The following is a 15,326-nucleotide window of genomic DNA, read 5'->3' as shown; positions in this document are numbered from 1 at the left end:
GTCCTACAGCACTTCCCGCCTCACGGCCGGACGCCTATGCTGAAGCCACAACCTCGCAGCCTATCTTTGTGGTTGGCAGCCTATCTGGCAGATGAACGCACGCATGCACAACTCCCCAGCACCTCTGAACGACGATCAAAAAGCGCCGGCCGACGATAAACGCTGGAGCATTCGCGCCCTGATCGTCGACGATGACGTCCCGATCCGCGAACTGATGATCGACTACCTGGCCCGGTTCAGTATCCACGCCAGCGGTGTCACCGATGGCGCCGCCATGCGTCAGGCCCTGCAAGCCGAGCACTTCGACGTGGTGGTGCTCGACCTGATGCTGCCCGGCGAAGACGGCTTGTCGTTGTGCCGCTGGTTGCGCGCCGAATCGGACATCCCGATCCTGATGCTCACCGCCCGCTGCGAACCCACCGACCGGATCATCGGCCTGGAACTGGGCGCCGACGACTACATGGCCAAGCCATTCGAGCCGCGGGAACTGGTCGCACGGATTCAGACCATTCTGCGTCGGGTGCGCGACGACCGCACCGAACAGCGTGCGAATATTCGCTTCGACACCTGGCGCCTCAACAGCGTGCTGCGCCAGTTGATCGCCGCCGATGGCCTGGTGGTGCCGTTGTCCAACGCCGAATTCCGTTTGCTCTGGGTGTTCATCGAACGTCCGCGCCGGGTACTTAGCCGCGAACAACTGCTGGACGCCGCCCGCGGTCGCTCAATTGAAGCGTTCGATCGCAGCATTGATTTGCTCGTCTCGCGCCTGCGCCAGAAACTGGGTGATGACCCAAAAGCCCCACAACTGATCAAGACCGTTCGCGGCGAGGGTTATCTGTTCGACGCACGAGACATCGGCTGATGCGTGCGCGCTTCGATACGCTGTTCGGCCGCCTGTTTGGCGTGCTGCTGCTGGCGATCGTACTGGCGCACCTGTTGGCGTTCTTCTGGTTCAGGCATTACGGTCCACCGCCTCCCCCTCCTCCGCCGTCGGAATTTTCCGAACGCTTCGACGGACAACGCCCACCGCCGGACTCGCGCTTCGGTAACCGGCCGCCACGGCCATGGTTCGGCGGGCCGCTGGTGCCGCTGACCTTTCAGTTTGTCTCGCTGATCATCGCCGCCTGGTACGGCGCCAAGCTGCTGACCCGCCCGATTCAACGCCTGAGCGACGCCGCCGAGCGCCTGAGTGAAAATCTCGACAGTCCACCGCTGGATGAGTCGGGGCCACGGGAAGCGCGGCAAGCGGCGCACACGTTCAACCTGATGCAAAAACGCATTCTGGAACAAGTGCAGCAGCGTTCGCGCATGCTCGGCGCGGTGTCCCATGATTTGCGCACGCCGCTGTCGCGACTCAAGCTGCGACTGGAACAGATCGACGACGAGAAGCTGCAAGGCCAGATGCGTCAGGACCTGGACGACATGATCAGCATGCTCGATTCCACCCTCACCTACCTGCATGAACAGCGCACTAGCGAGGCGCCACAATGGATGGACGTGCAGGCGCTGGTGGAATCCCTGAGCGAAAACGCCCAGGACCAGGGTTCCAACGTTCAGGCCAGCGGCCATTGCGCGCCGTTGCAGGTTCAGCCGATGGCCTTGCGTTCATGTATCAACAACTTGCTGGATAACGCCTTGCGTTATGCCGGGGACGCGCTGATCACGCTTGAAGACAGCCGCGAGGCACTGGTGATCCGGGTCATCGACCATGGCCCGGGTATCGCGGCGGATAAACGTGAAGCGGTGTTTGAACCGTTCTTTCGCCTGGAAGGTTCACGTAATCGCAACTCCGGCGGCGTCGGTCTGGGCATGACCATCGCCCGGGAAGCAGCGGAGCGTTTGGGTGGGCAGTTGAGCCTGGAAGAGACGTCCGGTGGCGGCCTGACGGCGGTCATCCGCCTACCTCGTGTCTAAACCACAACGACTCCCCTGTGGGAGCGGGCTTGCCCGCGATAGCGGTCTGACAGTCAACATCGATGTTGAATTTTCCGGCCTCATCGCGGGCAAGCCCGCTCCCACAGGATTTGATGCTGGCCTGATATTTGTGTTTGTGTACCGGACGGTACAAACCCCACATACCCACGACAACTCACCCCTTGAGGCTGCATAGGCCGGTGCACTCACCGGTTTCCCATTCCAAGGAGTGAGCACCATGATCGGTAGTGTCAGCAACTACACGAGCTATACCAGCACCAGCAGCACCTCCACCAACAGTGCCCGCAGCCAGCAATTCCAGAAAGAATTGCTCACCAAACTCGATAGCAACAGCGACGGCGCGGTGGATCAGGACGAGCTCACGAGCGCCCTGTCGCAGAAAACCGACGACGGTCTGCTGGTCAGCCTGAGCAAAAACTTCAGCGACCTGGACAGTGACGAAAGCGGTAGCCTGAGCAGCGAGGAAATGGCCGCAATGGCCCCTCCTCCGCCGCCACCGCGTGATCAGGCGCCGAGCACCGAACTGGCCGATGCGCTGATCAGCGCCCTGGACACGGACGGCGACGGCGCCATCAGCAGCGATGAATTGAGCAACGGCCTGACCCGCGCCGGCAGCACCGCCGACAGCACAGAAATCTTCTCGGCCCTGGACAAGAACGAAGACGGCACCGTCAGCCAGGACGAACTCGTCGCCAGCCTGACCCCACCGCCACCACCGCCTCAGCAAGTGTCCAGCGAAGAGCTGTTCAGCCAGCTCGATACCGACAGCGACGGCAGTGTCACCGCCACCGAACTGAGCAGCGCCCTGGCCAGCGACAGCACCTCGTCGACCAGCACCGACACCAGCGCCGCCTTGCTCAAGGTTCTGGACAGCGATAGCAGCGGGGGCGTCAGCAGCGATGAACTGAAAACCGCCCTGCAAGCCGGTCGCGAGCAGAACACTGATAGCTCCACCAATCAGTTCAACGTGACCGAAGCCCTGAACAAAATGATCGCCAACCTGAGCAAGCAGTACTCGCTCGATAACGTGGCGACCGTGGGCAAATACCTGAACGAGGCGACCTGAGCCGCGATAGAACCTCAAACCCCAGCAAAAAGCCCGCTGCTCTCCACAGGCTCAGTGGGCTTTGGGAGGGGTTTTGTCGTTTCGGCCTCGGCTGAGAGGTATCCAGCAGAAACGAGAGTTCATAGCGTTGCACCGCCGGTCGGAAACACGCATCCACCTGTCAGATCTGACAGGTGCGCATTTCTCCGCAAAGCGTTCTGATAACTCCTGCCCGTCATCATTACGCAGGAGCCTCAGACATGACCACGCCCGAATCACCCGACATCACCGTACTCGCACTGTTTCCACCCAGTATTCCCGAAGCAACCACGCCCGTGGTCGGTGCCCATTATGGGGTGCCGCAACGTGCGTATGACCTCAAGCCCGAGGGCTTGAAAGTGGATATCCCCCCGGCGCTCGCCGGCACGGTGCGCCCGGGTGATGTCATTGCACTGGTGTTGAACGGGGAGACCAAGGCCAGCAAACCCATTGAGCGAGGCGAAGAGAACGCCGTCAACACGTTATACCTCCCGAAAGGGTTGTTACTGTCTGACCGGCTCAATGAACTCGTCTATACCATCACCCGCGGCAGTCAGAATATCGGCACCTCAACACCGGTTCTGACATTACTGTACAACGCCATTCGCCCCGGTATGGAAGACCGCACCCCTGGCGACAAGGCTCACTCCGAACTGAAAGTCATCCTGCCGCAGGATGTGACCGACGATGGCATCGATGCCGACCGCGCGAAACAAGGTGTGCTGGTTTGTTGTTCATACCCCTTTTGCCGCCCGTATGACTACCTCAGGCTGAACTTAAACGGCCAGGATGTTTACCGGACGGTCACTGTCGCTGAAGCGCCTGCCATTCCCTCGCCGGAACCCACGACCATTTGCGTGATGGTCGAGGAAGCCGTGTTCGTGGCAGCCAAGGATAATCCGAAATTCCCAATTTCCTTCACCGTTACTGACCAATTGGGTAACGGCCCGGACACCGACTCGCCGTGGTCAGGTGCGGAGCTGGTGGACGTGCATCTTGCGGAAAGGCGCCTGGTCAAGCCAGATGTGGCCGAAGACCCGGACGATCCAAGCGATGACCCAAACACTATCGATCTTGGCAAACTCGGTACGAAAGACCTGACGGTACTGGTGCATGTTTTTGCCCCACAGTGGCAGTCCAATGACAAAATCCGCGTGAGTTACAGCGCCACCCTGCTCAGCGGAGCTGTCGTGGAGCACACAGTTGAAATGGATGTTGCGCGGACTCCATTCACCTACAAGCTGATGGTGCCCAATGCCAAGGTGATTGCGGAGAGCGTTGTGCGGGTGAAATATGAGCAGGTCAGAAACGGGGCTGTTTTCGCCACGTCCAAAATTACCACTGTCGAGGTCATCGGCAGAGCAAGTGTTGATTTGCTACCGCCGTTTCCGGTGGCGCCTGCGGTGAGCCCGATTGATCCGTTGGCCTATCCGAAGGGGGTGACGGTGCGCATTGAACACTTAGGGGCGCTGGAAGGGGACAGGGCTCGGTTGGTGGAGCTTAATCCGCCTGCAGGTTCGCCGCAATTTCCACTGGTGGCGTTCAACAGTAACAAACGCACCAATACTATTCTGACCCCGGCGTTTCTAGCTGAGCGCCAAGGGAAGGATATTGAGCTGCGGTGGAATTTGAACCGAAACGACGCACAGATTGGCAAGTCGCCGGTACTGAAGCTGAGTGTGTTGAAGATTGCGGATGGGGATGCGCGCTTGCCTACACCGGTGATCGCCGGGCGAACCGGGCAGGAACTGGATGTTTCGGAGCTGGTTGCGACAGATGCGCTGACTATCGCGCAATGGCTAGGACAGGAGGTCGGGCAATTTATCTGGTTGCGGTATGACGGGATCGACAAGAACGGCAATGCGACTGAAGTAGTGGTTTTTAGCGGAACTGAGTATTCTTCCGCGTCAGGGCTAAGTTCCCCTATTCCCTTAGAATGGTTTGGCAAACTTAAGAATTACAGCAGTGTGAAGATCACTTTCAAAGTGAATTTTGATCGTATGTCTAATGAGTCGACAGCGGTGAGTTTTCCGGTGCGGAGCTATATTACAGCCTTCAAGATCAAGCTAGTCATGGAGACAAGTGGGATACGTATGTCCGGTTACAAACTTTTTCATCCGACCTTCACTATGCACCCTCGCCCAAATTACAGCCGGACACGAACCCCCAGCCAGGGCAATCCTCCTTACAGCTATAGTTCATCCGCCCCCCTAGTAGCGCAGGTCAATTCGTCGACCGGAACAGTCACCGGTTTGAGGAATGGATCCGCGACCATCACTGTCACTGATGAGACCAAACAAACCTCCAGTTACATTGTCCAGGTGGTTGAGACATATGACCTTAAAGTCGAGCATAACCAAACGAGAACGGGTCCAGAAGCTCTTGCATACATTAGATCAATAGGAGGCGCACCTATTGCTCAAATTATCTCAACACTGCTTAATAACTCATTAGTAAATCCCACTCATACCCTATTAAACTTTGACGCCTCAAATTATTACATATACAACTCAAATGGAGCGTTAGGTTATGTAAGGTCGGCGGTCGAAAACATGTATCGGCTTTCGACATATGGCCCTAGTGACACAGATACAACACGCCGAGGGATTATTGCGCTCGTACCGAGAAACTGAAACGAGAGTAAAATCAAGGCTCGTCAGTGTCGCCATAGACCAATCGACAGTTTCGTCAATTGGTCTATGGCGGCTATACGTGGGGCACTTCGGTGCGCCGGGTTCCTTGAAGCGAGGCGTCAGCGAGGTCATGTTGAGCGATTTCGCGGGGCTGCTGAACTGCCCGCAGTACCATACCCTGCTCGGTATTCAACAGTCCGTCATGTTGGGTGAACTGGCGGTGAACAGGATGCTGGATAACCTCGTTCCGCAAAGCTTCAGATGTGCCGTGGACACAGGGTTTGTAGATCAAAAGATCGCATCCTTCGGCAGCTCCATGAGATTGTGCTCAACCGCGATATGGCGGCGAACACAGCGAAAAGGGGACGTATTTATTTACCGTTCGCTCCGCCTGAACCAGGGCCTGAGTGATCAATAAACAAAGATGTTTAATCGACATCTCCAGAAACTCTCTCAGGCTACACAACCTTGCGTCGCTGCCTACAGCTGCGCCAGAATCCGCCGGCTTGTGTGTCTTGGTGTCGGGCCCTATCGTTTCCGGGTCGCTGACGAATCAGCGATCGGATTTGACCGTCCGAATAAATCAAGGCGCGCCAGCGTCCAAGACCTATTTCAGGCATGTCTGAAATATCGTGTCGCGGTGGCTGTGCGTGGGACACCTTCGGGTGTGCCGGATTCCTTGATGTCCGGTCGGTCAACCCGCGTACAGCTGCCACCTTGTTCGTTTGACCGCGAACGGCGGTAGCTCCACTCATCAAGGAGCTTCACCATGTTCAAAGCCACACCCAACCCCCCTGAAACCGATCCAACATCCCCCTACGAATCCCTCGATTCGAAAAAACTCAACGAAGCCGCCGACCGCGCCCTCGATCACTACCTCAAACCACCCACCCCCAAAGACACCAAGCGCAAACCCAGCACCATTTACCACGTCGGCGCCAAGGTCGATAACGAAACCCTGCTGGTCAACGCCTGCGAATCCCTGGCCTCAGCCAGCGTGATGCTCAGTGAATTCGCCGGGTTGATGGACATCCCACAGCGCAACATGATGCTGGGGATTCAATCGGTGGTCATGCTGGGGGAGTTGGCGGTGAATCGGGTGCTGGATAATCTCGACCCGCAGGGCTAACAGACGCACTGATCGTTCCCACGCTCTGCGTGGGAATGCAGCCCGGGACGCTCCGCGTCCCTTCCAGAGCCGAACGCAGAGCGTCCGTTGAGGCATTCCCACGCAGAGCGTGGGAACGATCAACCCGCCATTCCTTCTCACAGAAATGGCGGGTTTTGTCGTTTCAGATCACACGGTATCCACCTTCAACGAATGATCATTGAGCATGCCGTTGATGATCGTCGCCGTATCCGCGCCGCCGGCAATCACCCCACCCGCCCCCGGCGTTACACCGTAATGGCTGGCCAGGTTCACCCCCGCCAGGTCGATGGTCTGGTTCGGCGTGGCGCCGGCCATGGCGCTGACGTCGATGCTGGTAATCACCGACGCACCACTGCCGCTGACGGTGAAGTGCAGGTAGTCATCCAGTGACGCCGCAGTGCCGTTTTCGCCTTGCAGCAGTTGCGACAGGTCGAGTTTGTCGGTGCCTGGGGTGAAGTCGGTGATGACGTCGTGGCCGCTGTTGCCCTTGAGCCACTGGAAGGTGTCGGTGTCGGTGCCGCTGCCGCCGGTGAGGGTGTTGTTGCCCAGGCCACCGATAAGGAAGTCGTCACCGCCCCCGCCGTTGAGCACATCGTTACCCAAACCGCCGTTGATGATGTTGCTGTTGTTGTCACCCATGAGGCTGTCGTTGAAATTTGAGCCGGTGAGGTTTTCGATGCCGGTCAAGGTGTCGGTGCCCGCGCCAAGGGTGTTCTGCGCGGTAAGCAGCCCCAGATCGACAGTGACCCCGGCGGTGGCGTGCGCATAGCTCGCGGTGTCGTTGCCGGTGCCGCCGTCGAGCAGGTCATTGCCCGCTCCGCTGAACAGCAAGTCATTGCCGGCGCCGCCGTGCATTTCGTTATTGCCTGACCCTGCGGTGAGCACATCATTGCCGTCGCCGGCATTGATGACGTTGTTGCCAGCGCCCGCCACCAGTACGTCGTCGCCGGAAGTGCCGGTCAGCGTATGGCCATCCTGATAGCTGATGGTCACATTGGCCGAGTCGCTGCCACCGTGGTTGTCGTTGGCGGTGTAGCTGCCGTGGAAGTCCGGGGTGCTGGCTTGGGCTCCGGCGTAGTTGATGGTCATGGTCAGCTGGTAGTTTTCCGCGCCCTTGCCGCTGTTGCCCGGACCACCGTCGTCAATGTTGGTGAGGTGGATCTGGTACGTGCCGTCCGCCGTGGCGGTCAGGGTCTGGCCGTCAGCGAGAGCAACATAAGCACCCCCGTTGACCGAGTACTCCATGGTGATATGACCGGCCGCCAGGTTGTGGTCCAGGTTGAGGGTTTCACCCTGTTTGAGGTTGACGGTGATCCGGTCCTCATCATTGGTATTGTTAGCGTTGACCGACCCCAGTGCTCCGCTGACCACCAATACTGCCGTCATGGCTGCGGTGTTGGCGACGAATGCACTGCGGGCGATGGTCACTGCCTGGACGTTATTTCCGGTGAAGCTGAAGTTCGGGTTGGTGCCGGTAAAGTCCGCGCCCTTGATCAGCCACCCGGTATTGAAGGTGGTAGGCGATGCGGTGAGCGGGTCGCCATTGATGTCGGTGTCGTTGGCCAGCAGCAATTCCCCCGGCAGCACAATGCTGCCCGACAGCACGTTGGTGATGACGTGGTCATCGACCGCCACCGGTGGCGTGTTCGGAATCACGTTGATCACCAGGGTGGAGCTGGCCAGATCGCCGTCGTTGTCGCTGGCGGTAAAGCCGATGTTTTCGCTGATCGCCACGGCTGTGGTTGTCTGCGAGGTGTAGGTGTACTCGCCGGTGTCGAGGTTCACCAGCAGCGTGCCGCTGTTGTCGGTGGCGATACTCAAGGTGTTGTTGGCGGTGTTGAAGGTGCCGTGGTTGGTGCCGCCGCTGAAGCTCAGCGAACCCTGGTTGCTGTTGCCTTTGGGGTCATAGGTATAAGTGGTGCCATCGACGGTGATGGTTTTAATGAAGCCACCATCGGCACCGAACGTACCGCCCTCGCCCTCGCCCAGCAGCGAGCCGGTAACCGGCGCGCCTTGCACGGTGCCCGAGAGTATCGAGTTGAGTTGATTGAGGTCGGTCACCACCACGGCATTGGTGTCGGTGTGCGTACTGCCGTCATAGGCCACTGGATCGAGGCTGTCGTTACTGACACCGCTGCCCAGGCCGATGGCGTAGTTCTTGATGCCATTGGCGTCGAGGAAGGCTTTGAGGGCGGTCTCGTCCGCGGGGCCGATGTCGCCTTCGTTGGGTTTGCCATCGGAGAAGAAGTAGCCGACGTTCTGCGCCCCGATGAGTTTGCCCGTGGTGTTGAACGCACTTTGCATGGTCGCTACGGCCGCGTCGTAGTTGGTCCCGCCGTCCGCCGTCAACGTCGCGATAATCGACTTGGCCGTCGCCACATCGACCCAGATCGACGTCTGGTCCGTGGCGCTGCTGCTGAAGGTGACGATCTGCACCTTCACGTCGCCCAGATTGTCGTACTTGTCGAGCAGTGCGCTGATCGCCTGCTTGGCCAGGTCCAGCCGCGACAGGCCCGATACGCCGGAGGGGTCGTCCATGCTCCCGGACACGTCGATCACCAGCAGCAGGTTGGAGTCGATCTGCACCGCGGGCACCGAACGGTCCGAGGCGACGGCGTTAGACGGCACGTCATCGACGATGCTGACCACAAGGGTGCCGGTGGTGCTGTTGCCCACGGCATCGGTGGCGGTATAGGTGAAGCTTTCGTTCAGCGTATTCGCGCCGTCGTTGGCGTTGGGCGAAGTTTTCGGCGCCGAGGTCAGGGTGTAGGTGTAGCTGCCGTCGGGGTTGAGCAGGATCTGCCCGTAGGTTCCGGTGGCGCTGCCGACCAGGGTGTAGGTGATCGCGCCGCTGGCGCCGGTGACCGCACCGACCAGCGTCCCGGAGCCGGTTTCACCGGTGTTGCCCGGCTCGCTGCCAGTGACCGTGCCTGCTGCCAGGTCCTGGCCGTCCCGAGTCAAATCCAGGGCTTTTTCGTAGACGGTCACGTCGGTATCGGTGACCGTTACGAGGCAGTTGTTGGACACGTCGATGGTCAGGGTCGTGGTGCTTTCATCGCCATCAGCATCGCGCACAGTGTAGGTGAATACATCCGTGGCGCCCGGCTCGCCGACCGAGTTCGGGTTGCTGTGGTACACGGCGTTGCCGTTGGCATCCAGCGTCAGGTAGCCGTAGGTGCCGTTGATTTGCGTGTTCAAACCGCCGATGGCCGAGGTCGAGGTGTCGCTGCCGGCGCGCACGCCGACCACCGCACCTCCCAATGCGGGGCCGTCAGCACCGAGCACATCGTTGTCCAGTACATTACCGCTGACTGTCCCGCCCTCCACCACCGCGACTGAATCGCAGTAAGCAGTCGGCACGTCATCGACGATGTTGATCACGATGGTACTGGTGACGCTGTTGCCTAGAGAATCGGTGGCCTGATAGGTGAAACTTTCGCTCAGGGTGTTCGGTCCGTCGTTGGCATGGGGCGTGGTCGCTGGTGCGGACGTCAGGGTGTAGGTGTAACTGCCATCCGGGTTGAGCAGGATTTGCCCATAGGTCCCGGTGGTGCTACCGACCAACGTGTAAGTGATCACGCCAGTGGCGCCGGTGACGGAACCGACCAAGGTGCCGCTGGCAGTTTCGCCGGTATTGCCAGGCTCACTGCCGGTAACCGTACCCGCCGCCAGGTCCTGTCCATCCTTGGTCAAATCCAGGGCTTTTTCCTGAACCGTCACGTCGGTATCGGGAGCCACGACGAGGGAGCAGTTGGCCACGTCGATGGTAATGGTCGTGGTGCTTTCATCGCCATCGGCATCACGCACGGTGTAGGTGAACACGTCCGTGGCGCCCGGCGCGCTGACCGAGTTCGGATTGCTGTGGTACACGGCGTTGCCGTTGGCATCCAGAGTCAGGTAGCCGTAGGTACCGTTGATTTGCGTGTTCAGGCCGCCAATGGCTGAAGTCGAAGTGTCGCTGCCGGCGCGCACGCCGACCACTGCACCACCCGACGCAGGGCCGTCAGCACCCAGCACATCATTGCCCAACACATTCCCGCTGACCGTACCGCCCTCCACCACCGAGACGGCATCGGCGTGAGCAATGGGGACGTCATCGACGATGTTGATCACGATGGTACTGGTGACGCTGTTGCCCAAGGGATCGGTCGCTTGATAGGTGAAACTTTCGCTCAGGGTGTTCGGCCCGTTGTTCGCGCTGGGCGTGGTCGCTGGCGCGGAAGTCAGGGTGTAGGTGTAGGAACCGTCGGGGTTGAGCAGGATCTGCCCGTAGGTTCCGGTGGCGCTGCCGACCAGGGTGTAAGTGATCGCGCCCGTGGTGCCGGTGACCGAGCCGACCAACGTTCCGGAGGCGGTTTCACCTGGGTTACCAGGCTCGCTGCCGGTGACTGTGCCCACTGCCAGGTCCTGGCCGTCCTTGGTCAAATCCAGGGCTTTTTCGTGAACCGTCACGTCGCTATCGCTGGCCGCTACAAGGGTGCAGTCGGCCACGTTGACGGTGATGGTCGTGGTGCTTTCATCGCCATCGGCATCACGCACGGTGTAGGTGAACACGTCCGTGGCGCCCGGTGCGCTGACCGAGTTCGGATTGCTGTGGTACACGGCGTTACCGTTGGCATCCAGAGTCAGGTAGCCGTAGGTGCCGTTGATTTGCGTATTCAAGCCGCCGATGGCTGAAGTCGACGTGTCACTGCCGGCGCGCACGCCGACCACCGCGCCACTGAGCGCCGGGCCGTCGGCGCCACCCACGTCATTGTTCAGCACGTTGCCCGAGGCCGTTGCGCCCTCGGCTATCGTGGCGAGATCAGGATGGGCTGTGGGCAAGTCATCGACGATGTTGACGTTGATCTGACCCAATGCCGTGCTGCCGTCGACGTCGGTGGCGACGACATTGAGGTTCTCGGTGATGCTGTTGGCGCCGTTGGCGTTCGGGTGAGTTTCATTATCCGTCAGGGTGTAGCTGTAGCTGACCACGCCGGTCGTGCTGTTGAAACCGGTGATGGTCAGCGTATTGCCGAGCGCAGTGACAATCGATTGCGGGAAGCCCGCGGCCACACCGCTGGTGACCACCGCGATGCCGCCCACGGTCAGGGTTTGCAAACCGTCGAGGGCGGTGACAGTGAAGGTGCCGCTCTGGGTCAAGGCCGGTGTGTTGGGGCTGGTGCCGTCGCTGAGGTTTTTCTCATAAACCGTCAGCTCCCCGCCTTCGACATTCAGACCATCGAGGGTCACTGGGTCATCGCTGTTCTGGATATTCAGCACCAGCGTCGCGGTGCTGGTATCGCCATCGGAATCGGTGAGGGTGTAGACGAAACTCTCGGTAGCGTTGCCACCACCGTTCAGGGCTTTGAAGTCGGCGTCGCTGGTGTTCAGGGTGTAGGTGTACGTGCCATTGGCGTTGAGCACCAGTGTGCCGTAAGTCCCGTTGAACGTGCCGCCGATGATCGGCCCGCTGTCGGGGCCGGTGGCAATGCGGTCGGCGCCCTGGAGGTCATTGGGCAGCACGCTGCCGGTCAGGGTCAGCAGGGTTTCCGAGCCGGTATTGGCGTTGGTGTCGCCGATGGCTTTGGGCACATCGTCGGTGATGTTGACGTCCAGCGAACCGGTGGCGGTATCGCCGTTGCTGTCACTCGCGACCACGGTGAACTGTTCGCTGAGGTTGTTGGCACCGTCACCAGCCGCGTGGATTTCGTTGCCGACCAGGGTGTAGCTGTAACTCACCACGCCGGTGGCCGGGTTGTAGCCGGTGATCGTCAGGGTGTTGCCCAGTTGAGTGGTGATCGACTGCGGGAAACCGACAGCCACACCGCCACTGATCACGTTGATCCCGCCGATGCTCAGACTGTTCAGCCCGTCAGCCGCAATGACTGTGAAGGTGCCGTTTTGAATCAGCGCTCCGGGGTTGCTGGCCGAACCGTCCGCCAGGTGGGCTTCATTGAGGGTCAGTTCGCCTCCCGCCACCGACAGGCCAATGAGGGTGACCGGGTTATTCGGCGCGCCTGTCCCCCCCGCGCCACCTGCACCGTTGTCGCCGTTGTCCGGGTCCCGGCGTTCCAGGAGGAATTCGGGAATACCGTTGAAGCCCGCGGTGGGGAAACCAATCGTGGGGTCGACCCGGCCCCCCACTTCCTCCAGCAACACAAAACTATGACCGCCGCCCAATCCACCCGGCGCGCCCGTTGCGCCCGGCCCGGCGGCGGTGGCTTCACCGGTCTGGGTCGGGTCGGCGCCGGCGGCAATGGCTTTTTGCAGTTGCTCGACATCGGTCAGTTGCGCCTGGCTCGGCGTCACCGCATCGGCGGCCTCCACGTGCGGGACCTGATGCGCCAGTAATTGGCTCGTCATCTGCAGGCTGCTATCACGCCCCAGGGTCAGCTCCTGGCCGTTTTGCAGATGCACCGCCACCGCGCCTTCGGCCCCGGTGACCAGTTGCTCGCCGGCAAACAGCCGATCGCCCTCGACCAGAGTGCGTCGGGTGCCATCACCCGCCACTGCGTACACCTGACCGATGACCTTACTGACGATACCGATGAGCGTTGCCATGTGCATTTCCTCCGCTGCCAACTGCTGTCGGCATCCTGTTTGCGCGAAGACGTGCTCATGGTTCAGGCAGGTTGCCTAGGCGGATTGTTTACCGAGAAAGCGTTTACCTGACGTAAACCGCTGCCTCCCGACGCTCTCGCCAGGCATGTCACTCGCGAGGGAGATTTCTGGATCGGGATAAAACCCTCTGCAATCAATGGCATCGGGGCCCACTTCCAAATAACCGGCCTGCGAACGATGCGTAACGGTTTTGAATCACTCGAGCGACAAAAAACTGTCACTTTAAAACCGTCTCGCTTCCCTCCCCTCCAGCACTTCTTCGCCCTGTGTCGAAAAGTGAATGGAACTTTTATAAAGCCCGTCGATGCTCTGAGAGCTCATAAAAACAAGGCTTTCGCATTGAACAATGTGCTGGATTTTTCAGAGCGCATAAGTTTTTTTCGGCATATGTCTTATGAGAAATCCTTCTTAGCTTCTCTTCAGGATGTTCTTAGCTCTGTTGTAACAAGCGTGAGACGGTTTCACTTAAAAATAACGTCAAATATTTGGCAACTCACTAAGCACCATCAGGAATCAGGGAGAGGCATCCATGCGCGTTTTAACCCCCCTCTGCAGCGCGATTTTGCTGGCCATGGCCTGCACTTCTCAGGCTCAGGCGATGTCATTGACCGAGGCGATCCAGAGCACCATTGCGACCCACCCGGAACTGTCGTCGCGGGTCGATGCCCGGCTCTCGGCCGACGAGCAGATTAAAGTCGCCAAAGGGGGCTTTTATCCATCGGTGGATTTGAACGCCGGCTACGGGCGCGGGTACAGCGATAACACCACCACTCGGGCGCAGGGCAATCACCACACCGAAATCCTCACCTACACCCAATCGGAACTGCGCCTGCGGCAGATGCTGTTCGACGGTTTCAACACCTCCAACGAGGTCGCGCGCACCAAAGGCGTGGCCAACTCGCGAGCCTATTACGCTCAGGGCACCGCCCAGGATCTGGCCCTGCGCACCGTCGAGGTGTACCTCGAAGTGCTCAAGCGTCGCGAACTGGTGACCCTGGCCAAGAACAACCTGCAAGCGCACATGCGTGTCAACGATCAGATCGGCCTGCGCACCCAGCGTGGGGTCGGCAGCAACGCCGACTCCGATCAGTCCACCGCTCGCCGGGCGCTGGCGCAAAACAACCTCGACACCGCCGAAGTCGATCTGGCCGATGCCGAGACGAACTTCTACAGCGTCGTGGGGCGCATGCCCGATGAACTCGAAGCGCCGCCATCGACTCGCGGCGAATTGCCCGCCACCCTGCCGGAAGCCCAGCAGAGCATGGTGGAAAACAACCCGTACCTGAAATCCGCCCAGGCCGATGTGCAATCGGCCGAGAGCCAGTACGAAGTCTCCAAGTCGCCGTTCTACCCGCGTTTTGACGCTGAAGCGGCGGTGGGCGCGAATAACAATATTCAGGGCGACGAAGGCCACGACAACGAATGGCGAGTGGGTGTGGTGATGAACTACAACCTGTTCCGTGGCGGCAGCGACAAGGCCCGGCTGGCCTCCAATGCGCACCAGATCAACCAGGCGCTGGACATCCGCAACAACGCCCTGCGCCAACTCAATGAGAACATCCACCTGGCCTGGAACGCCATGCTCAACGCCAAGAAACAAACCCCGACCGCCCGTGAATACGCCGAGACCACCACCCGTGTGCGCGCTGCGTATCAGGATCAGTTCGGTCTTGGCCAACGGACCCTGCTCGACTTGCTCGACAGTGAAAACGAGCTCTACAACGCCAACCGCCGCTACACCGAAGTGCGCTACACCGAGGAGTTTTCGATGTACCGCGTGCTGGCGAACATGGGTCAGTTGCTGAGCAAACAACGGGTGGTGCTGCCCGCCGATGCGATCGCCTCCACCGAAGTGAAAAACGAAGCGCGTTTGCCTGAACTGAAGTAGCTCATATGAAGTAGCGCAAAGGGAGCGATCAAT

Annotated in this window: 7 protein-coding genes and 1 pseudogene; 7 read left to right on the top strand and 1 reads right to left on the bottom strand. The window is 59.8% G+C overall.

Annotated elements, in window-relative coordinates; all coding sequences use genetic code 11:
- Nucleotides 1-103 precede the first annotated feature (103 nt).
- From PSH88_RS07815 to PSH88_RS07790, 6 genes and pseudogenes are all read left to right on the top strand, one after another.
- The gene (locus tag PSH88_RS07815; protein WP_223484365.1) at nt 104-862 is read left to right on the top strand and encodes a response regulator; all 759 of its coding nucleotides are present in this window, start codon (nt 104-106) and stop codon (nt 860-862) included.
- Nucleotides 862-1,914 carry a sensor histidine kinase gene (locus PSH88_RS07810; RefSeq protein WP_305425660.1) on the top strand — a complete coding sequence of 351 codons (1,053 nt, stop codon included), beginning with the start codon at nt 862-864 and terminating at the stop codon, nt 1,912-1,914. The genes PSH88_RS07815 and PSH88_RS07810 overlap by 1 nt, the downstream gene beginning before the upstream one ends.
- 238 nt (nt 1,915-2,152) lie before the next feature.
- Complete coding sequence (xopAW, locus tag PSH88_RS07805; protein WP_305425659.1) at nt 2,153-3,001, top strand: EF-hand domain-containing protein; 849 nt, start codon at nt 2,153-2,155, stop codon at nt 2,999-3,001.
- 239 nt (nt 3,002-3,240) lie between these two features.
- Nucleotides 3,241-5,652, top strand: coding sequence for an Ig-like domain-containing protein (locus PSH88_RS07800; RefSeq protein ID WP_305425657.1), 2,412 nt, complete (start codon nt 3,241-3,243; stop codon nt 5,650-5,652).
- A gap of 121 nt (nt 5,653-5,773) precedes the next feature.
- Nucleotides 5,774-5,902, top strand: a pseudogene (locus PSH88_RS30440) (DUF6124 family protein); the annotation flags it as partial.
- 519 nt (nt 5,903-6,421) lie between these two features.
- Nucleotides 6,422-6,781, top strand: a complete 360-nt coding sequence (locus PSH88_RS07790) for a DUF6124 family protein (RefSeq protein ID WP_305425656.1) — start codon at nt 6,422-6,424, stop codon at nt 6,779-6,781.
- A gap of 168 nt (nt 6,782-6,949) precedes the next feature.
- Here the strand turns inward: PSH88_RS07790 and PSH88_RS07785 are convergent, their stop codons facing one another.
- Nucleotides 6,950-13,345, bottom strand: a complete 6,396-nt coding sequence (locus PSH88_RS07785; RefSeq protein WP_305483503.1) for a retention module-containing protein — start codon at nt 13,343-13,345, stop codon at nt 6,950-6,952.
- Nucleotides 13,346-13,934: 589 nt separating this feature from the next.
- On the opposite strand from PSH88_RS07785, the gene PSH88_RS07780 reads away from it, so the two are divergent.
- Nucleotides 13,935-15,293 carry a TolC family outer membrane protein gene (locus PSH88_RS07780; protein WP_305425653.1) on the top strand — a complete coding sequence of 453 codons (1,359 nt, stop codon included), beginning with the start codon at nt 13,935-13,937 and terminating at the stop codon, nt 15,291-15,293.
- Nucleotides 15,294-15,326 lie beyond the last annotated feature (33 nt).

It is taken from the genome of Pseudomonas wuhanensis, from assembly GCF_030687395.1.
GTDB lineage: Bacteria > Pseudomonadota > Gammaproteobacteria > Pseudomonadales > Pseudomonadaceae > Aquipseudomonas > Aquipseudomonas wuhanensis.
The sequence above is the reverse complement of the archived record's forward strand: the minus strand, read 5'-3'. Positions and strand labels throughout refer to the sequence as shown.

Coding starts and splice junctions, on each gene's coding strand:
- PSH88_RS07815 (WP_223484365.1), top strand. CDS start 104: ATGCACAACTCCCCAGCACCTCTGAACGACGATCAAAAAGCGCCGGCC.
- PSH88_RS07785 (WP_305483503.1), bottom strand. CDS start 13,345: ATGGCAACGCTCATCGGTATCGTCAGTAAGGTCATCGGTCAGGTGTAC.
- PSH88_RS07780 (WP_305425653.1), top strand. CDS start 13,935: ATGCGCGTTTTAACCCCCCTCTGCAGCGCGATTTTGCTGGCCATGGCC.
- PSH88_RS07790 (WP_305425656.1), top strand. CDS start 6,422: ATGTTCAAAGCCACACCCAACCCCCCTGAAACCGATCCAACATCCCCC.
- PSH88_RS07800 (WP_305425657.1), top strand. CDS start 3,241: ATGACCACGCCCGAATCACCCGACATCACCGTACTCGCACTGTTTCCA.
- xopAW (WP_305425659.1), top strand. CDS start 2,153: ATGATCGGTAGTGTCAGCAACTACACGAGCTATACCAGCACCAGCAGC.
- PSH88_RS07810 (WP_305425660.1), top strand. CDS start 862: ATGCGTGCGCGCTTCGATACGCTGTTCGGCCGCCTGTTTGGCGTGCTG.